Source organism: Serratia sp. K-E0102, assembly GCF_029962625.1.
Taxonomy (GTDB): domain Bacteria; phylum Pseudomonadota; class Gammaproteobacteria; order Enterobacterales; family Enterobacteriaceae; genus Serratia; species Serratia sarumanii.
The window spans coordinates 3299736-3321227 of record NZ_CP124754.1; the positions used below are offsets into that span (position 1 = coordinate 3299736).

General features: G+C 63.3%; 22 protein-coding genes and 1 tRNA gene. 9 read left to right on the top strand and 14 right to left on the bottom strand.

Translation table 11 applies throughout. The features are described from left to right. Positions 1-226: 226 nt before the first annotated feature. Both opgB and SSARUM2_RS15855 read left to right on the top strand, forming a co-directional pair. On the top strand, positions 227-2530 hold the full coding sequence (gene opgB / locus SSARUM2_RS15850) for a phosphatidylglycerol--membrane-oligosaccharide glycerophosphotransferase (RefSeq protein WP_060438510.1): 2304 nt from the start codon (positions 227-229) through the stop codon (positions 2528-2530). A 138-nt stretch (positions 2531-2668) separates the two neighbouring features. Next, positions 2669-4132, top strand: a complete 1464-nt coding sequence (locus SSARUM2_RS15855) for an AMP nucleosidase (RefSeq protein WP_060436469.1) — start codon at positions 2669-2671, stop codon at positions 4130-4132. 36 nt (positions 4133-4168) lie between these two features. Here SSARUM2_RS15855 and nac read toward each other — a convergent pair whose 3' ends face one another. After that, positions 4169-5092, bottom strand: coding sequence for a nitrogen assimilation transcriptional regulator NAC (nac, locus tag SSARUM2_RS15860; protein WP_033635160.1), 924 nt, complete (start codon positions 5090-5092; stop codon positions 4169-4171). A gap of 338 nt (positions 5093-5430) precedes the next feature. Between nac and SSARUM2_RS15865 the strand changes: the two genes are divergently transcribed. Next, a tRNA-Asn gene (locus tag SSARUM2_RS15865) sits at positions 5431-5506 on the top strand. Positions 5507-5562: 56 nt separating this feature from the next. On the opposite strand, the gene SSARUM2_RS15870 is transcribed toward SSARUM2_RS15865, so the two are convergent. Together SSARUM2_RS15870 and SSARUM2_RS15875 are read right to left on the bottom strand one after the other, a co-directional pair. Further along, positions 5563-6003 carry a DMT family transporter gene (locus tag SSARUM2_RS15870; RefSeq protein ID WP_060452553.1) on the bottom strand — a complete coding sequence of 147 codons (441 nt, stop codon included), beginning with the start codon at positions 6001-6003 and terminating at the stop codon, positions 5563-5565. A gap of 16 nt (positions 6004-6019) precedes the next feature. Beyond that, positions 6020-6538 carry a GNAT family N-acetyltransferase gene (locus SSARUM2_RS15875; RefSeq protein ID WP_033654908.1) on the bottom strand — a complete coding sequence of 173 codons (519 nt, stop codon included), beginning with the start codon at positions 6536-6538 and terminating at the stop codon, positions 6020-6022. Positions 6539-6576: 38 nt separating this feature from the next. Here SSARUM2_RS15875 and SSARUM2_RS15880 point away from each other — a divergent pair, with 38 nt between their 5' ends. Beyond that, the gene (locus SSARUM2_RS15880) at positions 6577-7146 is read left to right on the top strand and encodes an XRE family transcriptional regulator (protein ID WP_033654909.1); all 570 of its coding nucleotides are present in this window, start codon (positions 6577-6579) and stop codon (positions 7144-7146) included. A 13-nt stretch (positions 7147-7159) separates the two neighbouring features. Here SSARUM2_RS15880 and SSARUM2_RS15885 read toward each other — a convergent pair whose 3' ends face one another. The 3 genes from SSARUM2_RS15885 to SSARUM2_RS15895 all read right to left on the bottom strand — a co-directional run bounded on the left by SSARUM2_RS15885 (position 7160) and on the right by SSARUM2_RS15895 (position 9137). Then, complete coding sequence (locus tag SSARUM2_RS15885) at positions 7160-7453, bottom strand: DUF2623 family protein (RefSeq protein ID WP_038878018.1); 294 nt, start codon at positions 7451-7453, stop codon at positions 7160-7162. A 130-nt stretch (positions 7454-7583) separates the two neighbouring features. Beyond that, complete coding sequence (locus tag SSARUM2_RS15890) at positions 7584-8171, bottom strand: nitroreductase family protein (protein WP_033635168.1); 588 nt, start codon at positions 8169-8171, stop codon at positions 7584-7586. 69 nt (positions 8172-8240) lie between these two features. Continuing rightward, on the bottom strand, positions 8241-9137 hold the full coding sequence (locus tag SSARUM2_RS15895; protein ID WP_033635169.1) for a LysR substrate-binding domain-containing protein: 897 nt from the start codon (positions 9135-9137) through the stop codon (positions 8241-8243). A 115-nt stretch (positions 9138-9252) separates the two neighbouring features. Between SSARUM2_RS15895 and SSARUM2_RS15900 the strand changes: the two genes are divergently transcribed. Together SSARUM2_RS15900 and SSARUM2_RS15905 are read left to right on the top strand one after the other, a co-directional pair. Further along, positions 9253-9888, top strand: a complete 636-nt coding sequence (locus SSARUM2_RS15900) for a flavodoxin family protein (protein ID WP_060452552.1) — start codon at positions 9253-9255, stop codon at positions 9886-9888. A gap of 143 nt (positions 9889-10031) precedes the next feature. After that, positions 10032-11141, top strand: coding sequence for a glycosyltransferase family 9 protein (locus SSARUM2_RS15905; RefSeq protein ID WP_047571423.1), 1110 nt, complete (start codon positions 10032-10034; stop codon positions 11139-11141). Here the strand turns inward: SSARUM2_RS15905 and SSARUM2_RS15910 are convergent. Next, a complete protein-coding gene (locus SSARUM2_RS15910) occupies positions 11071-12288 on the bottom strand; it encodes an O-antigen ligase family protein (RefSeq protein ID WP_060421732.1) in 1218 nt (405 codons plus the stop codon). The two genes, SSARUM2_RS15905 and SSARUM2_RS15910, sit on opposite strands and share 71 nt — an antisense overlap. Continuing rightward, the gene (locus SSARUM2_RS15915) at positions 12266-13174 is read right to left on the bottom strand and encodes a hypothetical protein (protein ID WP_060438505.1); all 909 of its coding nucleotides are present in this window, start codon (positions 13172-13174) and stop codon (positions 12266-12268) included. Before SSARUM2_RS15915 ends, SSARUM2_RS15910 begins: the two co-directional genes overlap by 23 nt. A 304-nt stretch (positions 13175-13478) precedes the next feature. On the opposite strand from SSARUM2_RS15915, the gene SSARUM2_RS15920 reads away from it, so the two are divergent. Continuing rightward, positions 13479-13721 carry a hypothetical protein gene (locus tag SSARUM2_RS15920; RefSeq protein WP_033635174.1) on the top strand — a complete coding sequence of 81 codons (243 nt, stop codon included), beginning with the start codon at positions 13479-13481 and terminating at the stop codon, positions 13719-13721. Positions 13722-13740: 19 nt separating this feature from the next. Here the strand turns inward: SSARUM2_RS15920 and SSARUM2_RS15925 are convergent, their stop codons facing one another. Continuing rightward, positions 13741-14370 carry a hypothetical protein gene (locus tag SSARUM2_RS15925; protein WP_060438504.1) on the bottom strand — a complete coding sequence of 210 codons (630 nt, stop codon included), beginning with the start codon at positions 14368-14370 and terminating at the stop codon, positions 13741-13743. An 85-nt stretch (positions 14371-14455) separates the two neighbouring features. Between SSARUM2_RS15925 and SSARUM2_RS15930 the strand changes: the two genes are divergently transcribed. Further along, entirely contained in the window at positions 14456-15391 is a 936-nt protein-coding gene (locus tag SSARUM2_RS15930) for a LysR family transcriptional regulator (RefSeq protein ID WP_060438503.1), read from the top strand. Here SSARUM2_RS15930 and alkB read toward each other — a convergent pair. After that, the gene (gene alkB, locus SSARUM2_RS15935) at positions 15374-16021 is read right to left on the bottom strand and encodes a DNA oxidative demethylase AlkB (RefSeq protein ID WP_060388008.1); all 648 of its coding nucleotides are present in this window, start codon (positions 16019-16021) and stop codon (positions 15374-15376) included. The genes SSARUM2_RS15930 and alkB overlap by 18 nt on opposite strands. 139 nt (positions 16022-16160) lie before the next feature. Between alkB and rarD the strand changes: the two genes are divergently transcribed. Then, a complete protein-coding gene (gene rarD, locus SSARUM2_RS15940; protein ID WP_060421744.1) occupies positions 16161-17039 on the top strand; it encodes an EamA family transporter RarD in 879 nt (292 codons plus the stop codon). A 1-nt stretch (position 17040) separates the two neighbouring features. Here the strand turns inward: rarD and dhbA are convergent, their stop codons facing one another. The 4 genes from dhbA to agp form a co-directional block, all read right to left on the bottom strand. Beyond that, positions 17041-17799 (bottom strand): 2,3-dihydro-2,3-dihydroxybenzoate dehydrogenase, encoded by a 759-nt coding sequence (dhbA, locus tag SSARUM2_RS15945; RefSeq protein ID WP_033638538.1) that lies wholly within the window; start codon positions 17797-17799, stop codon positions 17041-17043. Positions 17800-17899: 100 nt separating this feature from the next. After that, positions 17900-19090, bottom strand: a complete 1191-nt coding sequence (locus SSARUM2_RS15950; protein ID WP_033635179.1) for an isochorismate synthase MenF — start codon at positions 19088-19090, stop codon at positions 17900-17902. A 189-nt stretch (positions 19091-19279) separates the two neighbouring features. After that, positions 19280-19972 carry a 4'-phosphopantetheinyl transferase superfamily protein gene (locus SSARUM2_RS15955; RefSeq protein WP_080437546.1) on the bottom strand — a complete coding sequence of 231 codons (693 nt, stop codon included), beginning with the start codon at positions 19970-19972 and terminating at the stop codon, positions 19280-19282. A gap of 161 nt (positions 19973-20133) precedes the next feature. Further along, complete coding sequence (agp, locus tag SSARUM2_RS15960) at positions 20134-21363, bottom strand: bifunctional glucose-1-phosphatase/inositol phosphatase (protein WP_060438501.1); 1230 nt, start codon at positions 21361-21363, stop codon at positions 20134-20136. Between the last annotated feature and the right edge of the window lie 129 nt (positions 21364-21492).

The following is a 21492-nucleotide window of genomic DNA, read 5'->3' on the forward strand; positions in this document are numbered from 1 at the left end:
CCTCGGACCAGCAAGCTTTCGCCACCGAAGCCGCCGCCGGCGTGATTAACGTCACACTATTGTCATAAAAATGTACAATAGCCGCCGTTCGTCGGCCGTAGCGGGAGATCGCGCGTTGTTCCGCCGCCGGCAATAGGCTATACCCTTCACTTTTCGCGCCGCGGCACGCTCGGCGGCGCAGACCAGGGCAGCAACGGTTTTATTTCAATCAGACAGGGTTTGGCGGATGGTTTTAGCAGTCGTTTCGTTTGTTCTCTTTTTGGCGTCGATTTTGATTTATCGCACCCGGGCCGCCGCCAACCGCTGGTGGTTCGCCATTCTGCTGACGCTGCTCGGCAGCTATCTGGTGCTGAACGTCATCCTGATCGCCAGCAACTACTTCACCGGCGACGGCATCACCGACGCGGTGATCTACACCGTCACCAGCAGCCTCAAAGGCGCGGGCATCAGCAAATACGTGCTGCCGTTTATCGGCCTGCTGGCGGCGCTGGGGCTTATCTTCGCGGTGCTGGCTCGCAGCCTGCTGCGCCGCAAGGCCAAAGGCAGCAGCGTGGCCTACAGCATCGTCGCCGTGCTGCTGGCGCTGTTCTCGGTCGGCACCACCCCGGCGTTTCAGGACATCTCGCTGCTGGTCAAGAGCCAGATCGTCGGCGATACCGCCGATTTCGCCACCTATTACAAGGCGCCGAAAAAGACCGTGCAGGGCAAGCGGCCGAACCTGGTGTACATTTATGCCGAGAGCCTGGAGCGCACCTACTTCGACGCCGAGCTGTTTCCCGGCCTGGCCGACGAGCTGAACACCCTGCGCACGGACAGCATCGATTTCAGCAACACCCAGCAGCTGCCGGGCACCGGCTATACCATCGCCGGCATGGTCGCCTCGCAGTGCGGCATTCCGCTGTTCGCGCCCTTCGACGGCAACGCCTCCAGCGCGGTCTCCACCTTCTACCCGGAGAACGTCTGCCTGGGCGACGTGCTGAAGGCCGCCGGCTACAGCAACTATTTCTATCAGGGCGCCGAGCTGGCATTTGCCGGTAAAGACACCTTCCTGAAATCCCACGGCTTCGACCACGTTTACGGCTTCAAAGAGCTGCGCGAACAGGTCGCCGATCCGAGCTACAAAAACGACTGGGGCTGGTACGACGACAGCGTGCTGGACGTGGTGTACGGCAAGTTCGTCGAGCTGTCCAAGCAGCGCCAACCCTTCTCGCTGTTTACCCTGACCGTCGATACCCATCACCCGGACGGCTTTATCTCCGCCGGCTGCAGCAAGAAAAGTTACGCCTGGCAGAACAAGGAAAACCGCTCGCTGAGCGCGGTGGCCTGCAGCCAGCAACACATCGCCGCGCTGATCGACAAGATCAAACGCTCGCCCTATTTCAGCAACACCGTGATCGTGGTGTCCTCCGATCATCTGGCGATGAACAACACCGCCTACGATATCCTGACCAAACAGAAGCGCCGCAACCTGTTCTTCATCATCGACGGCACCCGGCCGCTGGCGGAACAGCGCAACGAGAAGCGCAGCACGCTGGACAACGGCGCCACGGTGCTGGACGTGATGGGCGGCGACAACTACATCGGCCTCGGCCGCAGCAGCCTGTCGGCGCCGTCGCTGTCTACGGTGTTCCTGAACATCGAAGAGAAAATCAACGGCTGGAAACCGGCGGTGATCAACCAGTGGGGCCTGCCGAACCGCATCAGCGACTACAGCGTGGACACGCGCCAGCGCAGCTTCAGCTTCTCCGGCGTCACCTACAAGGTGCCGTTCATTCTGCGGGTGGGCGATAACCGCATCGAACCGATGTTCAACGTCTACCTTTCCACCCCGCTGCGCAAGCAGCTGGCCGGGCTGGGCGCGGGGGAGAAATTCGTCTGGGTCGATAAATGCTACGAGATCGGCCGGGTCTGGGCGCCGCAGCTGGCGCTGAGCACCGACATCTGCGTGGCCTCCGGCACCCTAGCCTCGCCGCCGCAGATCGTGCAGGCCAGCGGCGAACGCTTCCGCGGCAAGGTGAGCTTTACCGCCCCGGCAGCGGACAGCGTCGCCGATTATCAAAACGCCGTCGCCCGCCTGCAGGTGGACGACGCGGCGATGAAGTACCGGGCGGACAGCATCGAGTTCATGCTGCCCGGCCTGCCGGAGCAGGTGAAGGCCATCACCGGCGTTTCCGGCGTCGAGGAGTGGGGCCGCTGGTCCGACGCCAACCTGGCGCCGGCGGTCGACATCGATTACGTCGATCCGCTGCCGAAGCGCTTCGATCTGGTGCTGCGCGCCCGCGCCTACGGCAATAACGTCGGCGAACCGATTTCGGTGCGCGTCGGCGACGAAGAGCGTTTCGTGTCGCTAGGCGAACAGGACAGCACCGTCACCCTGCGCTTCGACAACCCGCGCGGCGCGCAGAAGATCAGCATTACCCCGCCGGCGCCGACCGAGCCGAAAGAGAGCGCCAGCGGCGGCTTCACGCCGAAGAAGCTGGGCATCGGCCTGGTGTCGCTGAAGGTCGAGGCGGCCGCCCCTTCCTCCTGATCCCCACGCCTTCACGGGCGCGGTATTTTCTTTGCTGCGCCCGTCATTTCGACCAAGCTTTTACGCCCTTCTTCGGCTAACCTGTGACGGTAAAACGCCGCAACCCCGCCACAGAGCCGGGACATCCAAGGAGAAAGTATGAGCTATGCCCCACCTCGCAGCGGCCTCAGCGCCGATCAGGCACTCGATCAACTGGAAGCCCTGTATGACGCCGCGGTAGACGCGCTGCGTCAGGCGGTCAGCGACTTTATCAACCACGGCACGCTGCCGGATGCGCAGGCGCGCGCCGCCGGGCTGTTCGTGTATCCCGAGCTGCGCGTCAGCTGGGACGGGCAGCAGTCCGGCCCGAACAAAACCCGCGCCTTCGGCCGCTTTACCCATCCCGGCAGCTACAGCACCACCGTGACCCGGCCGCAGCTGTTCCGCCACTATCTGGCCGAACAGCTGGCGATGCTGGAGCACGATTACGCCGCCCATATCGAAGTGGCGCCGTCGCAGCAGGAGATCCCGTTCCCTTACGTGATCGACGGCTCCAGCCTGGCGCTCGATCGCTCGATGAGCGCCGGCATCGCGCAGCATTTCCCCACCACCGAGCTGGCGCAGATCGGTGACGAGACCGCCGACGGCCTGTACCACGCCACCGACAGCCATTTCCCGCTGTCGCATTTCGATGCGCTGCGCGCGGATTTCTCGCTGGCGCGGCTGCGGCACTACACCGGCACGCCGGTGGAACACTTCCAGCCGTTCGTGCTGTTCACCAACTACACCCGCTATGTGGATGAGTTCGTGCGCTGGGCCTGCGCCCAGATCGCCGATCCGGCCAGCCCCTACATCGCCCTCTCCAGCGCCGGCGGCACCTATATCACGCCGGAAACCCGCGCCCCGGAGCAGGCGGTGTCCGATCTGGCGTGGAAAAACCACCAGATGCCGGCCTATCACCTGATCTCGCGCACCGGCCAGGGCATTACGCTGATCAACATCGGCGTCGGCCCGTCCAACGCCAAAACCATCTGCGATCACCTGGCGGTGCTGCGCCCGAGCGCCTGGCTGATGATCGGCCACTGCGGCGGCCTGCGCGAAAGCCAGAAGATCGGCGATTACGTGCTGGCCCACGCCTATCTGCGCGACGATCACGTGCTGGATGCGGTGCTGCCGCCGGATATTCCGATCCCGAGCATCGCCGAGGTGCAGCGCGCCCTGTACGACGCCACCAAGATGGTCAGCGGCATGCCCGGCGAAGAGGTCAAACAGCGTTTGCGCACCGGCACCGTGGTCACCACCGACGATCGCAACTGGGAGCTGCGCTATTCCGCTTCGGCGCGGCGCTTCAACCTCAGCCGCGCGGTGGCGGTCGACATGGAGAGCGCCACCATCGCCGCCCAGGGTTACCGCTTCCGGGTGCCGTACGGCACGCTGTTGTGCGTCTCCGACAAACCGTTGCACGGCGAAATAAAACTGCCGGGCCAGGCCAACCGCTTCTACGAAGGAGCGATCTCCGAGCACCTGCAGATCGGCATCTGCGCCATCGATCTGCTGCGCGCCGAGGGCGATCGCCTGCACTCGCGCAAGCTGCGCACCTTCAACGAACCGCCGTTCCGGTAACGGTTCTCAGGCCCGCTGCGGCGGGCCATTTTTTCCTTAACGCACCAACGCCAGCGCGCGCTTCTCCTGGCTGCGGCCGCCGGCGATCGACAGCAGCAGGTCTTTGACCAGCAGCGCCGGGGCGGACAGCGCCTGTTGGCCCGACATGCACAGCGACAGCGGCACCGACATCGTCGGCGCATTGATGCGCGCCATCCAGGCTTTGGCCGGGCCGATCATCGCGCGCGCCACCGATTCCGGCAGCACGGTCGCCCCCAGCCCGCCGGCGATCGCGGCGCTCAACGCGCCCGAGGATTCGATCTCCCCCACCACGTTGACAGCCAGCTTGCGCAGCGCCATCGCCTCCTCCAGCTGATTGCGCACCGCATCGCCCTCGCGCGGCAGGAACAGGTTTAGCCGCGCCACGTCCAGCAGCTCGACGCTGTTGCCGGGATGCGGCACCGCGCGCGTCGCCACCAGATAAAGATCTTCTCGCATCAGTGCGATGGCGTGCAGCCCGGCGGGCATTTTGGCGCCGTAGACCATCGCCATGTCCAGCGTCTGGTTAGCCACCTGCCCGGCCAGCGCCGCGCCGCCGTTTTCATGCAGGCTGAGCAGGATACCCGGCTGCTGATCGCGCAGGCTCTGCAGCAGCGGCAACGCCAGCTGCGCCGCGGTGCTGCCCGACGCCAGCCCGAGAGACACCTGGCCGCTCATCGCCTGCCCGGCGCTGTTGACCGCACTCTGCGCCTGCTCGCACTGGCGCAGAATGGTCTGCGCGTGGGCATACAGAATGTTGCCGGCCTCGGTCGGCTGCACGCCGCGCTTGGTGCGGATCAGCAGCTGTTGCTTCAGCTCCCCCTCCAGCGTCGCCAGCTGCTGGCTGAGCGCCGGCTGGGCGATGTGCAACACCTCCGCCGCCTGGGTCAGGCTGCCGATATCGACGATTTTCACGAAGTACTTCAGACGTCTGAAATTCATAGTGCCTCCAGCGAGCCGCTAAATTGAGAATGCCGAAATCCGGTCAGGCAACCACAGCAAGATCCAGGCCAGAGTCGGTAAACGGCCACGGAAGCGGGATATACGGCGGTCAACGGCCGTTCGCCGGGCGGCGCGCGCCACCGCGCAGGGCAGCCGTTGCACCATCGGCAGGCAAATGCGCCAAACAGCGGGCAATCCGGCGGCGCTGCGCGCGGGATAAGCGATAAAAGCGAGAAAAAGCAGCAGGTTGGGCAATCTTGCAGCAAACGAACGCGTCGGGCGTTTTCACGCTTTACAAGCCGCAACCGCCCCGCTATTATTCGCCCCGTTCACACGATTCCTCTGTAGTTCAGTCGGTAGAACGGCGGACTGTTAATCCGTATGTCACTGGTTCGAGTCCAGTCAGAGGAGCCATATTTAGAGAAGCCCGCTCAGGGAAACCCGAGCGGGCTTTTTGCTTTCTGCCGCCGTCAAAAGCTGCGTTTCGCCACCAGATAGGCGCCCGCCACCAGCAACAGGGCGCCGACCAGCGCCGGCAGATTGTCGCGCAGCGCCGCCGGGCCGGCGCGGTAGACGTCCACCAGCAGCCCCATGCACAGCTGACTGGCGACCAGGATCGAGATGGTGGCCGCCGCCCCCAGTTTTTGGTAGCCCAGGATGCCGGCAAACACGAACAGCGATCCCAGCAGCCCCGGCAGCAGCATCCACCACCTGGCGGCGCCGGTCACTTCCACCACCGCGCCGAGGCCGTTTTTGGCCAGTAGCAACCCCACCAGCAGCAGCAAACCGACGCTGGAGTTGATCACCAGCGTGATAAGGATGGTCGAGACGCTTTCGGTAATGCGCACCATCAGCAGATTCTGCACCACCAGCCCCATTCCCGCCGAGATCAGCAGCAATAGCATATTCATCGCCCTGTCTCCAGGATCAGCGCGCCGGCGGCGCCGTTCGCTCGTCGAGCGTCAGCTGCAGGAAAGTCAGATCCAGCCACTGGCCGAATTTGGCGCCCACCTGTTCCATGCGCCCCACCTCGCGGAACCCGAGCGCCAGATGCAGCTTAATCGAGGCCTGATTGCCGGATTCGATACCGGCCACCATCACGTGCTTGCCGATCTCCCGCGCCCGTGCGATCAGGGCGATCAACAGCGCTTTGCCAATCCCTTCACCGCGATGCGCCTGATGGACATACACCGAGTGTTCTACGGTATGGCGATAGCCGTCCCAGGCGCGCCAGTCGCCGAACGACGCGTAGCCGATCGCCTCGTCCGCGCCGTTCACCGCCACCAGCACCGGGTAGCCCGCCGCCTGCCGTTCGCCGATCCACGCCGCGCGGTTGGCCGCATCCACGGTTTGTTCATTCCAGATGGCGGTGCTGTTCAACACCGCGTCGTTATAGATGGCGGCAATCGCCGCGCTATCGTTGAGCGTCGCATTTCGTATAATCATGGTTTACCCCGGCCAATTGTCCACTATAATACTACGATATGAATATTAAATTAGACAATCTAAATCAGCTGATCGGCGCACGCATTCGCCTTGAACGCGAGGCGCGCCACTGGTCGCTGTCCGATCTGGCCGAGCAGGCAGGCGTCTCACGGGCGATGGTTCATAAGATCGAGCGCGGCGAGAGCAGCCCGACGGCGATGCTGCTGGCCAGGCTGGCGGGGGCGTTCGGCCTCAGCATGTCCAAGCTGATCGCCCGGGCGGAAACGCAGGAAGGCCGGCTGCTGCGCCGGGAAGATCAACCGGTCTGGGTCGATCCGGAGAGCGGCTACGTGCGGCGCCACGTGTCGCCGCGCACCGATCTGCCGCTCGATCTGGTGCGTATCGAACTGCCGGCCGGCGCGACGATCCCGATGCCGGCTTCGGTGTATGCCTTCAAGCGTCAGCTGATCTGGGTTTTATCCGGCGAGTTGGTCTTTGTGGAAGGTGACGCGCACCATGACATGGCCGAGGGAGACTGCCTGGAGCTCGGCCCACCGGCGGACTGCCGCTTTGAAAACCAGAGCGATCAACCGTGCGTGTATATGGTGGCGGTGCTGAGCGCCGCCTGATGCCCCGCCCGCGCTAGCCCTGCGTCGGCCGGTTATAGCCGGCGCGGAAAAACTTCTCCGCCAGCCGGCTGTCGCCGCCGGAAAAAAACTCGCTCATCGGCTCGCTGCCGAGGCCATAGGCGCGGCTCAGCTGCCCGGCTTCGAACGCCGCCCGATTCTCGTCGCCGCAGCGCTGCGCTAAATGGTGCGCATAGCCGAGCACAAAGCCGCGCTTGTAGTCGGAGCAAAAGCGCGACAGCTCCGTCTCCGGCTTCAGGTTCTCCGCCTTTAGCCCCGCCAACAGCCCTTTGCCAAAATGGTCACCCACGGTTTCCTCCTCATTACGCCATCGCTATATAACAAAATATACAGCGAATGAGCGAACGAGAACATACTCCCTAAGTTTTACTCGCCGCATAAAAAAGGCCCGCCAAGCGGGCCTGAGGGTAAGCGGGCAATCACAGCGTGAAATTCAGCCCTTCGCTGACGGTTTTGCCCAGCGGCAGGCGGCCCGACGGCGCCTCTTTTTCCTGCAGGAAATCTGGCAGGCGGGCCTTGTCGCCCGGTTTGCCGATCGCCACCATGGCGTGCACCGCATAGTCGTCCGGCAGCTGCAGCGCCGCCTTAATCTTGTCGTGGTGAATGCCGCTCATGCAGTGGGTCAGCCAGCCTTTCAGGTGCGCCTGATGCGCCAGGCTGGCCCAGGCGGCGCCGGTATCGAACGCGTGGGTCGGGTTGTCCACCAGCCGTTCGCCGTTCAGGCTGGTGGTTTTGGAGACGATCACCACCAGCGCCGAGGCGTGCTGCGCCCAGCCGCGGTTGAAGTCGATCAGGAATTCCAGGTAGTTCTCCCAGCTGTCGGAACCGTGCTTGCTATAGGCAAAGCGCCACGGCTGAATGTTGTAGGCCGAAGGCGACCAGCGCGCCGCTTCAAAAAAGCTGAGCAGCGTTTGATCGTCGATGGCGTCGTTGGCCATCGCGCGCGGCGACCAGCGTTCGATAAATTGCGCATCAATCGGATAATCGGAAGTTCTTGGCTGGCTCATGATAGGTTCTCGCAGTGAAGTAAAAACAAAAGTTCGCTGATATTCCCACAGCTTAGGACGATAAAACTTTTATTTCGTGCCATTGCCCTGCGGCAGTTCCTGCTGCAGCCAGGCGAGAAACGCCCTGACCGGCGGATGCCGCTCGCGCCCCGGCGCGCACAGCACGCTGTACGCGGCGCCCGGTACGCGCACCTCCGGCCGGTACGCCACCAGCAGACCGTTGTCCACCATATCGGACACCATCACCGAGCTGGCGAGCACCATCCCCTGCCCGGCCACCGCCGCCTGCAGGGCGTAATGCTCCTCGTGATAGCTGCGCATCGCCGCATGGCGCTGCCACCAGTCCACGCCGGCGGCCAGGCACCAGTCGCGCCAGCCGCTGTCGTACAGCGCCGAATCCCCCCATTTGACGGTGATCAGCACCGGGTTTTCCGGTTCGGCGGCGGCCAGCCCCGGCGCCGCGTAGACGCCAAAGCTTTCCTCCAGCCGCGCCGTCTGATGCAGCGCGGGATAGTGCGCGCGGCTGTAGCGCACCGCCACGTCCACGCTGGCGTCCTGCTGCAGATCGATCACCTCTGCGCAGGCCTCCAACCGCACCAGATAGTGCGGGTACGCCTGGTAGAAACGCCCCAGGCGCGGCACCAGCCACAGCGCCGCGAAAGAGTGCGTGACCGAGACGCACAGCGATCCAGTGCTGGGCTGCGGCCGCAGGCCTTCGAGCGTGGCGGCGACGTCCAGCAGCGCGCCGTGCACCCCGGCAAACAGCGTTTCGCCCTTCGGCGTCAGCCGCACGCCGCGCGGCACCCGCTCGAACAGCGCAAACCCCAACTGCTGTTCCAGCGCTTTGATCTGGTGCGAAATCGCCGTCGGCGTCACCGCCAGCTCGGCCGCCGCCAGCTTGAAGCTGCGCAGGCGAGCGGCAGATTCAAAGGTGCGTAATGCGTTGACGGGTAGCGTGGCGAACATGGCGAAACCTCTAGAGATGAGTTGATCTCATCCTGGCAGAAAAGTCGTCATTTGTCGCCTGCCACTACTTGTTTCTAGAGTAGGGCTGAATCCACTTCATACCGAGGAACATGACATGAATACAACTCATCAGTCCAAACGTCTGGTGGTACTGGTCGGCAGCCCGCGCCGCGACGGCAACAGCGCCACGCTGGCGCAGGCGATCATGGCGGGCGCCGCCGAAACCGGCACGTCCGCCAGCCTGCATTTTCTCGATGATTACCTGAGCGGTTTTCTGAGCGATGAGCGCCATACGCCGCCGCCGGCCGATCGCTACGCCGAACTGTTTCTGGAGCACTTCCTGCCGGCCGACGGCGCGGTATTCTGCACGCCGATTTACTGGTACGGCATGTCGGCGCAAACCAAGGCCTTTTTCGATCGCTCGTTCAGCTTCTATTCCAATGCCTACCCTCAGGCGGAACAGGTGCACCAGCGCATGAGCGGCAAACGCATCGGGCTGGCGGTAGCGTCGGAAGAGACCTATCCCGGCGCGGCGTTGGGCATCGTACATCAGATCCAGGAGTTCAGCCGCTACACCCATTCCGCCTTCGTTGGGCTGGTGCACGGCGCCGGCAATCAGCGCGGCGAGATCGCCCGCGATCCACGCAATCCGCTGCAGGCCGCCCGCGAGTTGGGACGCGAGTTTTTCACTCGCCCCTATTCGGATTATCAGATGGACAGCCCGCGCAGCACGCAGGTGTGGGCGGAGTAAGCGCGGCGCCCGGAGGCAATTGCAAGCATAACGTTAGCATCTGTCGCAATCTGTTGCGGGCCATTGGCCCGCCGTTGCCGCGCTTGTATGATACGACGCGGCGCCAGACGGTGGCCGCCGATCTCAAGCGGAAGCGAACTGCAATGTCTAAACAGTGGAAAATAGCGGCGGCCAACGCCGGGCTGCGTCTCTATACCCGCATCGCGGGCAATTTCCGGCCCGTAGCAAGTTTCGATCCGCAGCAATCCTTTGAGCGTATCGTGATTTTCTCCACCAGCGCCCTCGGCGATCTGATGTTCAACACGCCCGCCATTCGCGCACTGTGCGAACGCTATCCCGACGCGCAAATCACGCTGGTCTCCAGCCATAAAAACCGGCAGCTGGTCGAAGGCAGCCCCTGCTTTCATGACGTGATTTACTGGGACCACAAGGCCAAAGACATGTTGGGCGTTATCCGGCGCCTGCGAAAAAACCGGCCTCAGCTGGCGGTCATCCTGCACTCGAAGGCGCCTTACGATGTACTGGTCGCCATCGCCGCCGGCTGCCAATACCTGTTCAAAGACATTTATGGCAACAAACCGAGCGGCATGGAGCGCTGGCTGACCGGCGTCAGCCGCAGCACCGGCGGCCATTTGATTCAGCGCAAGCTGGATATGATGGGGCAATTGGGCTGCCGCACCGATAACCCGGCGATGTTCATTCCCGTCGCTTTCCCTGCGCGCGCCAAACCGGCGGGCAAGATCCTGATCGGCTTTCAGATGGGCGCTTCCGAAACGCTGCGCCGCTGGCCGGTCGACCACTTTGTTCAGCTGGCGCAACGGCTGCTGGCGCACTCTCCCGACTGTCAGATCGAGTTGATTGGCAGCAAGGCGGAGCACAGCCTCGAGCGGGAGTTTATGGCGGGTTTGAGCGAGGCGCAGCAACAGCGGGTAGTAAGCCATATCGGCGCGACCACGCTACCGCAACTGCTGGCGACGATCGCCAATCTGCAGGTACTGGTGACCGGCGATACCGGCCCGCTCCACCTCGCCGTGGCGTTGAAAACCGCCACCGTCAGCCTGTTCGTCACCGCTAACCCGCGGCATACCGGCCCCTATCAGGACAGCGAACGGCATCAGGTGATGCACGTGCCGGTTGACAGCGCCGCGCTGAGTGCCGCTGAGCGACGCCAACCGCTCAGCATCATCGCGGCGGAACAGGTGCTGGAGAAGACGCTGGCGGCGCTGCCGTCCGCACAGTCCCGATCCGTTTAGGCTGCGACAGCAGCAACGCCAGCGGCAGCCAAAACAGGTACCAAAACTCCGCCGGATTGGCGATCACAAACATGCCCTGCGAACTGTAAAATACCAGCATAAACAGAAACAGGCCCGCCTCCCAACGCCGCCCTGCGCGCCAGTGCGCGATGGCGAGCCGCGCGCCGTATCCCAGCAGCGCCAGCAACAACAGGAAACCCACGCAGCCGCCCTTCAGCAACGCGCCAAGGTACAGGCTGTGCGTGGTGTGGTTCAGCTCGCCGGTGTAATTGAGAAAGTTAAGCTGCTTATCAAAGCCGTAGCCGAAGAACGGCGCCTGTTCGATCAGCGCCAAGCTGTGGCGCCAGATGCTGATGCGAACAAAGCTCTGTTGATACAGCTCGCCAAAACGCGTAAGCAACATTTCGCCGATCGCGCTGTAAACGACGGCGAGAACCACAGCCAGCGCGCCGGGCAACAGAAACCACAGCCATCGTCCCGGCCGGTGTCGATAAGGCATCGCCACCACCACCGCGAACGCCAGCGCGATCAGCGGGCCGCGGCTTTGCGTCAGCACCATGAACGCCAGCAGCGGCGGGATAAAGCACAGCGCCGCTTTTTGCCCGGTATCGCGGAAGATCATCAGGCTCAACAAAATGGCGATGGCGGCGTAACCGGCCAGATCGATCACGTTGCTCGGCCCCGGATTGCGGGCGGTGGTTTCCCGCAGATGATAAATCGACGGGGCGTCGACCAGCGTCAGATACAGGCACAGCGACGTTATGCCGGCCAGCATCGCCCACTGCAGTTGATGACGCCGCTCACCGTCTAGCAGCGTCACCAGCCAGGCGAGATAGAGCAGGATATAGGCGCTGTGGGTCAGGGCCGACTGCATGTCACCCGGCGTCTCGCCCCACAGCGCGCTGAGGGAATAATAAAGCAAAAACATCAGCGCCAGCCCGCCGCCCCAACGCGCCTGACGATTGATCCACAGCTGCCGCCGCAGCGGCGGCCAGGTGAACACGGCGGCCAGCCACAGCAGCGCCGCCAGATGAAACAGGTTGTTGACGCGGGTCTGCCCGCAAAAGATCGCGCTTAAAAATGCGAAGGCTAAAAACAGCGCGCTGCCGAGGCGATAACACCGCTCAGGCTTGCTGAAAGTAAACATTGCCGTCCACCTTCTCGAAGATATCGCTGCCGATAGCGCTGTGCGGGGAAAGGTTTTTTATCGCGATCTGCTGTTTTTGCATGACCGCGCCGGCATGCCGAAAAGCGGGGATCACCAGCGACTCCACTTTGTCCGACAGGAACGTCGGTAACCGATCCAGCTCCGTTTCGTAAAAGCGCGGCTGGTGGAAGTTGTTCATGTCCAACCCGGCGATAAACAGCTGCCTGAAGCCGAGATAGGCGATGATTTGCAGCGCCCAATAGGCCACGGTGCCGGCATCGAAAATGCCACAGCGGATATCCTGGCTGAAGCCGAGCGTGCGGTTCGCGATGCAAAACTCCACCCCGTTTTCCCGGCAGTAGTGATCCCACAGCGCGCCGCTGTCGATCCGGGGACGGTAAATCTTGCAGGCCGCGTCTTCGACAATCGCCAATCGGCAGCCGATCGCCGCCTGTCCAAAACGATCGAGAATGCGCGCCACGCCGTGCACGGTGGTGAACAGCGTCAGCGCCGGCCGTTGAATGACATCGCGCACGATCTCCGGGCGGTTATCGATAAACCCCATGTCCACGATGACGTAGAAGTGAAAATCCACCTGCCGATGCAGGCAATAGGCGCCGTTGACCCCGATCGCGGGCATGGCGGGAATATTTTCGAAGCGCAGCGCCTTCACCGACGGGCCGGTAGCCGTCAACAACGCCGGCCCCCGGCAACTGTTGCGCAGTTCGCTCAGCGGGACGATCGGCACCGGCCGGTGCTTGTACCATAAGGCGGCGATTTCACCGCCCTCGCCGCGCGCAATCTTCACGTAGGGCCAGAGGTTTTCGTTATGCCGATAAGGGCGCGCGTGGGAATAGCGGTAGATCTGCTTAAAAAAAGAGCCCATGGTGGCGATGTCCTGTCCAGAGTGCGTGACGATACCTACAGAGGCATCTTTCTGTATGCTCAGAATTTAAAAACGTGTCAGCACTGGCCAGGCCGCACAGCGAGTATCTAAATATTCGTTTAGTGAGGCAATTTTTGTAATTTGAATTATTAGTCAGCGTATCGGCAAGAAATGTGTCGAAGTGTTATTTGAATGAGGAACTGTTGCCGTGCGTAAAAATACCGTGAATGGCGGCAGCGCCGCCGCTTGGCATTGATGGGGTTTTGTTATAACGTATCACAACTTCAGCCAAAGGAAGACGACGATGAAAATCCAGCTGTCGCTGCTGTTTCTCTGCCTGCTGGCCGGCAAGGCCGCGGCGTTTCAGTCGAAAGTGCCCGAACCGCGCCCGGAACAGGCGCGCGCGGCGGAACAAAACATCGAAAATCTGTTTTACGGCTTTCACGCCATGGACGCCCAGCCGGTGAACATCGGCAGCTGCGCGGCTGTGCCGGTGGCGGGATGCCAATGCGCGTTCTGCACCCAGCTGCGGCAGGCCGGGCGCTGAGCCGCCCCCCTTATTCAATTCAACTCAGCGCATACTGCACGATCAGCTGCCCCTTCTTCATCTTTACGCCGGTGATAGCAATCGCGCCCACCTCGCCCAGCGCGGCGACATGGGTGCCGCCGCAGCCGTAGGCGGGCAGTTCGCCGAAACCGACCTGGCGCATCCCGTCCACCGCCTGTTGGCGGCGCGGCAGATCGGCGGCGATCAAGCGCGCCAGCTCCGCCTGCAAAAAGTCCGCTTCTATCGTCTGCGCATCCGGCCCTGGCGCGAACGTGATGCGCCCCTCTCCCGGCCAATGATGCGCCTTGACCGGCCGCCACCCCCGGCTTTCGCCCAGCCAGCCGATCAGATGCCCGCCGGAGTGCCAGCGGGCGTGCAGGCGGCGCTGCGCCTCATCGACTTGCAGCGTGACCGGCCCGAGCGGCAGCGGCGCGGCGGTAAAGTGCAGCACGGTATCCCCCTGCTGCTGCACCCGCAGCACGGCGACGCCGCCTAACGTCCCCACGTCGGACGGCTGGCCGCCGCCCTGTGGGTGGAACAGCGTGGCGTCCAGCTCTACGGCGTAGGCGCCCGCCTCGGCCGGCGTACAGCTCAACACCTGCGCCTGGCCCTGTACATCGTCGCTGTAGTAATAACGTCGTTCGGTCATCATTTTTCTCCTCGGTTCGAAGAGCCATTATATTCATGTCATAATCGATGGATAATCCGCCGTCATCACAATGGACCTTTGCGTCATGAGCACAAATTTTTCTTACGCGCTGTTGCCCGAAATGGCCGTTTTCGTTCAGGTGGTAGAGAGCGGCAGCTTTTCCGCCGCCGCCCGCAAGCTGGATACTTCGCCTTCCGCCGTCAGCCGCAGCGTGGCAAGGCTCGAACAGGCGCTGGCGCTGCAGCTGTTGCACCGCACCACCCGCAAACTTCGGCTGAGCGAAAGCGGCGAAGAGGCGTATGCGCACTGCCGCACCCTGCTGGCGGCGGCCGACGCGGTTATGGCGATCGGCGGGCGCGGCGCCGCGGAGCCCGAAGGATTGGTCAGCGTCAGCGTGCCCAAGGCGGTAGGCCGCTTCGTGCTGCATCCGCACATGCCGGAGTTCCTGCGCCGCTACCCGAAGGTGGACGTGCGGCTGCGGCTGGAAGATCGCTACATGGATCTGATCGACGATCGGGTCGATCTGGCGCTGCGCATTACCGATCGCCCATCGCCCGGGTTGATCGGCCGCCAGTTGATGAGAATAGACCATCTGCTGTGCGCCACGCCGCACTACCTGGCGCAGCGCGGCACCCCGCAGCACCCGCACGATCTGGCGGCGCACAGCTGCATCTATCTGGGTGAAACGCCGAGCGACGCGCAATGGAAGTTCCGCCGCAGCGGCAAAACGGTGGCGGTCAACGTGCGCGGTCGCTACGCCGCCAACCATACCGGCGTGCGGCTGGACGCGGTGAAACAGCATATCGGCATCGGCAGCCTGCCGTATTTTACCGCCCGCCAGGCGCTCGATGACGGCGAGATCGTGCAGATATTGCCGGCGTGGGATTTCCTCAGCAGCTATCACGGCGGCCTGTGGTTGCTTTACGCGCCCAACCAGTATCTGCCGCCCAAACTGCGGGTGTTTATCGACTATCTCGTCGCCTGCCTGGCGCAGGAGCCGCAGCTAAAGCGCCTTGCGTAGCGTGATGTTGATGCGGTGCGGCCCCACCAACGAGTGATAGCCTTCCTTGACCGGCAGGATGCCGTGAAAACAGAGCCGCGATGGGCCGCCCCACACCACCACGTCGCCGTGCGCCAGCGGGATGCGCCGCGCCCGGTCGCTGCGTTGCAGGCCGCCGAACTGAAATACCGCCGGCAGCCCGAGCGACACCGAAACGATGGGTGCGCCGAAGTCGTGCTCGTCTTTATCCTGATGCAGCGACAGCTTGCTGCCCGGATCGTAGCGGTTCATCAGGCAGGAATCCGGCACGAAGCGGCCGAATCCCGCCTGCTGCGCGGCTTCGTCCGCCAGCGCCATCAGGATCGGCGGAATGGCCGGCCAGCGTTTGCCGCTGCGCGCGTCGCGTTCCGAATAGCGGTAACCGCGGCTGTCGCTGGTCCAGCCGTTGCCGCACCAGCTCATCGCCACCGACATCACGTGCCCGCCGGGCGTGGTCAAATGCCGCCACGGCACCTGGGCGACGACGCCCTGCACCGCCGCCAGCAGTTCCGGCCCGTGATCGCGCACGAAGCCGTGCATCACCACCGCGCCGGGGGCGATTTCTTCGCGCCACGGCGGCGGCAGCGCGTCTTCAAAAAGATCGATTGTCATCGCTAAAGCCTGTATGAATACACAGTATTCATTGTAACCCGCCGCCGCCGATTGTCCAGCGCCCGGCAACGCCATTGTCGTTGGCGGCAAATTTCTCTACAGTAGCCGCCATAAAATCAATCACTCACCAGGAATGCGTGTGATTAAGGGCATCACTCTCTCGGTCGTCGCCTCCATCTTGTTCGGCGCGATGTATTACTTCACCTCTACCCTCACCCCGCTGAACGGCGAGCAGGTCTACGGCTGGCGCACGCTGCTGACGCTGCCGTTCCTGACGCTGTTCATGGCGCTGTCCGGCGATTGGCGCAAAGTGGGCGACACGCTGGGCTGGATCGGCCAACGGCCGCAGCGTCTGCTGGGCCTGCTGCTCACCTCGGCGCTGCTGGGGGTGCAGCTGTGGTTATTCCTGTGGGCGCCGCTGCACGGCAAGGCGCTCGACGTGTCGCTCGGCTATTTTCTGCTGCCGCTGACCATGGTGCTGGCGGGCCGTTTGATCTACCGCGATCGGCTGTCGCTGCTGCAAAAGCTGGCGGTGGCGTGCGCCATGGTGGGGGTGGGCAATGAGCTGTATCAGGCGGGCGGCGTCTCGTGGCCGACGCTGGTGGTGGCGCTGGGCTATCCGCTCTACTTTATTTTGCGGCGGCGTTTCGGCACCGACAATCTCGGCGGGCTGTGGTGCGAGCTGGCGCTGATGCTGCCGGCGGCGGCCTGGTTCGCCTTCGGCGACGGCGGCGCAGCGGCGTTGCCGATCAATACCGAGCTGTATTGGCGCATTCCGCTGCTCGGCGTCATCAGCGCCGTGGCGCTGGTGTGTTACATCCTCGCCAGCCGCCTGCTGCCGTTCAGCCTGTTCGGCCTGCTGAGCTATGTGGAACCGGTGCTGCTGGTGATCGTCGCGCTGCTGCTCGGCGAGAGCATCGGCCAAAGCGAATGGCCAACCTATCTGGCGATCTGGCTGGCGGTGCTGCTGCTGGCGGCGGAAGGTGCGCAGCACCTGCTGCGCCGCCAGCGGGTCTGACTCAGGCGGCCAGCGTGGCGCCGCCGTCGATCACGATATCCTGCATAGTGATGTGGCTGGCCAAATCGGAGGCCAGGAACAACACCGCATTGGCGATTTCGTCCGGGCGGGCGATTTTGCCGAGCGGGATCCCCAGCTTGAACATCTCGGGGAAACCGGCAATGGTGCGTTGCTGCGCATCGTCGGTCTGCCACATGCCGCGCTGCATCGGCGTGTCGGTCGAGCCCGGCGACACCAGATTGCAGCGCACGCCGAACGGCGCCATCTCCAGCCCCACGCAGTGGTTCAGGCTGGTCAGCGCCGCCTTGGAGGCGCAGTAGGCCGCCATCTGCGTGCGCGGCACGTGCGCGGCGTTGGAGCCGATGCTGACGATCGCCCCGCTGCGCTGCGCCTTGAAGTGCGGCAGCACGGCGCGGAACAGGTAAAACGCCCCCGAGGCGTTGACGTTGATGCACTGATGCCAGTCATCCACGCTCAAATCTTCGGTATTGCCCATGCGCAGAATGCCGGCGGCGTTGACCAACACGTCCAGTTTTGGGTTCTCCGCCAGCTGTTGGCGGCACACCGCCTCCACCTGCTCCGGCCGGCTGATGTCCAGCGTCACGCAAGGGTAAGGCAGATCCGGGTTGGCGAACTCGCGGTCAAATCCCACCACCTCGGCGCCCTGCGTCAAAAAATGCCGGGCGATCTGCTCGCCGATGCCGCGCGCCGCGCCGGTCACCCACACGCGTTTGCCGGTGAAATCCATCTGAATGCTCATGCGCGCACCGCCATCCGGGCGCACAGCCGGGTCATGTTGTTGTTCATCGTTGTCTCCTGCGAAAGCGTATGACGCGGCGCGCACTGCGCCGCAAAGAGGCCTACAGCGCGCCGCTGTTCAGGCCGAAAGCGTTGAGCATGGTGCCCAGTTTGGCGGCGGTTTCCATCCACTCGGCCTGCGGCGTCGAGGCGGCGACGATGCCCGCGCCGGCGAACAGCCGCACCCGGTTGCCGCGCAGCAGGCCGCTGCGGATGACGATCGCCCACTCGCCGTCGCCGTTGGCGTCGCACCAGCCGACAATGCCGCTGAACAGGCCGCGATCGTGCGGTTCCAGATCGGCGATCAGTTGGCGGGCGCTCTCGGTCGGGAAGCCGCACAGCGCCGGCGTCGGATGCAGCAGGCAGGCCAGCTGCATCACGTTGAGATTCGGGTTCAGCAGCTCGCCGCGAATGCGGGTGGACAGGTGCCACATGGTGCCGGTGCTGAGCAGCGACGGGCCGCTGGGCACGCTCAGGCTGGCGCACAGCGGCGCCAGGTGACGGCGAATGTCGTCGATCACCAGCTTGTGTTCGTATTTGTCTTTGGTCGAGCGCATCAGGCGCTCGCTGCCGAGGCGATCCTGCTGCGGATCGTCCTGACGGCGCGCCGAGCCCGCCAGCGGATTGGTGTGGATCTCGCCGCCCTGCTTGCGGATCAGCAGCTCCGGGCTGGCGCCGATCAGCACGCCGCCATCGGCCAGCGGCAGGGAAAAGTGGTAACCGGTCGGGTTCTGCACCATCAGGTTATTGAGGATCTGGTGGCCCGCCACCGGCTGCTCCAGCTCGATGTCGAGGATGCGCGACAGCACCGCCTTGTCCAGCTTGCCTTGTTTAAAGCGGCTGACCGCTTCCGCCACCGCGTGCTTGAAGCGCGGCTCGTCCGGAATGCTGGTGCAGGCGGCCAGGCGATGCGGCTGTTGCAGCATCGGGCGCGCGGCGCGGGTAAAGCTGTCGTTGGCGACAAACTGGCAGTTTTCAGGCACGTACAGGCTGGAAGGCCGGCGCGTATCGAACGGAATGGCGCCCACCACCACCGGCGTCTCCTGGCCGGCGGCTTTGGCGCGCGCCAGCGCCTGGCGGATATGCTGCGCCAGCGCGCTGCCTTCCTGCTCGCCGCCGAACGCCGGCGTCTCGATACGCTCGAACACGCCATCGGCGGAGAGGGAACGGAATTCGGACCGGTACAAAAAGGTCGATTGTTCGGCGTACACAAACCCGGGGAAGGTTTGGTTTTCTGTCGTCAGTGTCGCCACAAGACCACTCCTTTGTTGCGCCTTACCAATGATAATGTTTATGCGAATAATTATCATTAGCTGTAAAAGGAGGATAAATTACACCGGATCCCCAGCGTGGGTCAATCTCCGATGAATGAATCTTTCCGCCCGCCGCGGCAAACCTGCGTTACGGCAAATAAAGAAATAACACACTGTTATTATTGGATTTTAGCAAAAGATAAAAGTCGTGACATCGTCACCTTTACGCCAAAAACGCCCGCTAAACCGGCGACCGGCGGGGCAATTTGGCGTCAGCGTCTTAAGCAACGTTAATACAAACGTCTGCCGCTGCGCATCCACGGCGACCATGCGCGCATCGAGAAAATCGAAGTAACAGCGCACCTGCGGATACAGCGCCTTGAACAGGCTCTCTTTGGCGGAAAACGTCAGCGTCAGCAGTTCATTGAACGGCAGCGCCTCGCGCAGCAACGCCTCGCGCTCCGCCGGGGAAACGATCGCCCCCCACAGCTCCTCCGCCCGCACGTCGGAAAGCAGCGTCTCCACATCCAACCCAACGCCGCCCAGCCCGCGCTCGCGGTGCACGGCGCACAGCGCGGTATCCGAATTATGGCTCAGCGCCCCGGCGATGCCCGACGGCCACTGCGGCGCGCGATCTTCGCCGCGCGCCAGGGTGAAGTCGGCAAAACCGAGCGGCGCCAACAGTTGCCGCGCCAGAACACGCCCGGCCAGATACTCCGCGCGGCGCTTCGGCACCGCGCGCGCCAGATGATCCGGCAGTGCAAAACCCGCCTCGGGAAAACTGTCGTCGCGATACTCCGCCAGCGCAAAATGGCAGCGCGCCACCTGGCCCGGATAGCCGTCCGGCGTGAAAAATTCGATATTGCGGATAAAAGTGGGCAACGGCGGTATCCATGATAAGCAGGCAGGCTGATGATGTTAGCCCCCGAAACGGCCTGCAACAATGACCCTGGGCAAAATAAATGGCGTTAACGCCTGCACGGCGGCGCATTAGCCGGGGTGGGGAGAGGCCTCTCCCCCGCGCTCGGGAGAGAGGCTGGGCATTACAAGATGCCTTTCATGGTCTTTTCGAAATCGCTCCAGGCGCAGAAACCGTCCTTGTCGATCGGGCAGCCTTTCAGCGCCAGCGTCACGCGCTGCGGCGGGGTTTGCAGCGTCAGCGGCGTCGCCTTGCGCAGTTGCTCAGTGGACTGATAGACGTACTCGATCTTCAGCAATTCACGGTCGTTCTGCGCGTCGCGCCAGCGCTGGAACACCAGTTTGCCGCCGATCGGCGTTTTCTCGTATTGCTGCGGCAGCTGATACGGCTGGAACTGCATGGCCGACAGCAGCGAGGCAATATTGGAATCGTGGCCGACCAGCACCGTCAGCTTCGGCGCGTCCGGTTTGCGCTCGCCGAGCAGCGCATTGTTGATGTAGGTCAGCAGCGGCTTGGCGACGTTCTGCGCCACCACCGGCGAGGTGAACAGCGAGTCCTGATAGCCGTCTTTCAGCTGCGCCAGCTGCTGCCACTGGTGCGGGGTGGCGATTTTGCCCCAGGCCACCTCTTTCATCGGGAAACCTTCGTAATACTGCAGCATAAAGGCGTCCACCAGCGAGTTGCCCACCCGCAGCGGGCCGGAGACGCCCGGCTCTTTGCCCGGCACCGCGCTCATCACGCTGGCTTCTTTGCTCAGGTCGCAGTGTTTGTCGGTCTTGCAGGCGGCAGAATCCTTGTAGTCGATGATCTTCGCCAGCTGTTGGTAAGAGGCGTCCAGCTTCAGCGATCCCAGCGCGGCGTTCATCGCCGCCAGCGCCTGCTGGTTGAAGGCTTCGCTGGTGTCGGTGATGATCGGGTTGAAGGTCGGATCCATCTCGCCCATCTTGTCCTGATGATGCACGCCGACGTCGCAGCCGGGGAACGCGCCGTTGCTGAAGAACTGCGCGGTGGCGACCGTGCGCTGCAGGCTGTTGGCGTAGACGTACACGCTGCCGGCGGTCGGGCAGCCCTCTTGCGGCAACAGGCCGGTCTGCTTCAGCCAGGCGTTGAAGTAGTGCCCCATATACACTTCCAGCACCCCGCCCTTGGTGGTCAGCTGGCCGCCCGGCGTTTCCCAGGCCGGCCAGGCCTTCGGCGTGGACTGCGCCAGCACGCTGCCGTTGTTGGCCAGCGGCGCGCGCAGGTTATGGCGGCTCATCACCAGCACCTGTTCCAACTGATAACCGCCGGCTTCCGCCAGCGCGTTCCCGGTGAATAACAAAGGCAGGCACAGCAATAGCGTTTTTTTTCTCATCCGCAGAGGCTCCCGGAAAATGATTATTTTTAAGGTGTTAGCGTTTGCCCGAGTATGATGGCGGGGTTAGTGTGACAAGTGTGTGACAGGGTTCACGGGAAAGGATCGTAACCGCGGCCACCGGGCGGT

Coding starts and splice junctions, on each gene's coding strand:
- SSARUM2_RS15915 (WP_060438505.1), bottom strand. CDS start 13,174: ATGGGCTCTTTTTTTAAGCAGATCTACCGCTATTCCCACGCGCGCCCT.
- SSARUM2_RS15925 (WP_060438504.1), bottom strand. CDS start 14,370: ATGACCGAACGACGTTATTACTACAGCGACGATGTACAGGGCCAGGCG.
- SSARUM2_RS15900 (WP_060452552.1), top strand. CDS start 9,253: ATGAATACAACTCATCAGTCCAAACGTCTGGTGGTACTGGTCGGCAGC.
- alkB (WP_060388008.1), bottom strand. CDS start 16,021: ATGACAATCGATCTTTTTGAAGACGCGCTGCCGCCGCCGTGGCGCGAA.
- SSARUM2_RS15880 (WP_033654909.1), top strand. CDS start 6,577: ATGAATATTAAATTAGACAATCTAAATCAGCTGATCGGCGCACGCATT.
- SSARUM2_RS15930 (WP_060438503.1), top strand. CDS start 14,456: ATGAGCACAAATTTTTCTTACGCGCTGTTGCCCGAAATGGCCGTTTTC.
- SSARUM2_RS15855 (WP_060436469.1), top strand. CDS start 2,669: ATGAGCTATGCCCCACCTCGCAGCGGCCTCAGCGCCGATCAGGCACTC.
- SSARUM2_RS15875 (WP_033654908.1), bottom strand. CDS start 6,538: ATGATTATACGAAATGCGACGCTCAACGATAGCGCGGCGATTGCCGCC.
- agp (WP_060438501.1), bottom strand. CDS start 21,363: ATGAGAAAAAAAACGCTATTGCTGTGCCTGCCTTTGTTATTCACCGGG.
- opgB (WP_060438510.1), top strand. CDS start 227: ATGGTTTTAGCAGTCGTTTCGTTTGTTCTCTTTTTGGCGTCGATTTTG.
- dhbA (WP_033638538.1), bottom strand. CDS start 17,799: ATGAGCATTCAGATGGATTTCACCGGCAAACGCGTGTGGGTGACCGGC.
- SSARUM2_RS15895 (WP_033635169.1), bottom strand. CDS start 9,137: ATGTTCGCCACGCTACCCGTCAACGCATTACGCACCTTTGAATCTGCC.
- SSARUM2_RS15905 (WP_047571423.1), top strand. CDS start 10,032: ATGTCTAAACAGTGGAAAATAGCGGCGGCCAACGCCGGGCTGCGTCTC.
- nac (WP_033635160.1), bottom strand. CDS start 5,092: ATGAATTTCAGACGTCTGAAGTACTTCGTGAAAATCGTCGATATCGGC.
- SSARUM2_RS15870 (WP_060452553.1), bottom strand. CDS start 6,003: ATGAATATGCTATTGCTGCTGATCTCGGCGGGAATGGGGCTGGTGGTG.
- SSARUM2_RS15920 (WP_033635174.1), top strand. CDS start 13,479: ATGAAAATCCAGCTGTCGCTGCTGTTTCTCTGCCTGCTGGCCGGCAAG.
- SSARUM2_RS15910 (WP_060421732.1), bottom strand. CDS start 12,288: ATGTTTACTTTCAGCAAGCCTGAGCGGTGTTATCGCCTCGGCAGCGCG.
- SSARUM2_RS15890 (WP_033635168.1), bottom strand. CDS start 8,171: ATGAGCCAGCCAAGAACTTCCGATTATCCGATTGATGCGCAATTTATC.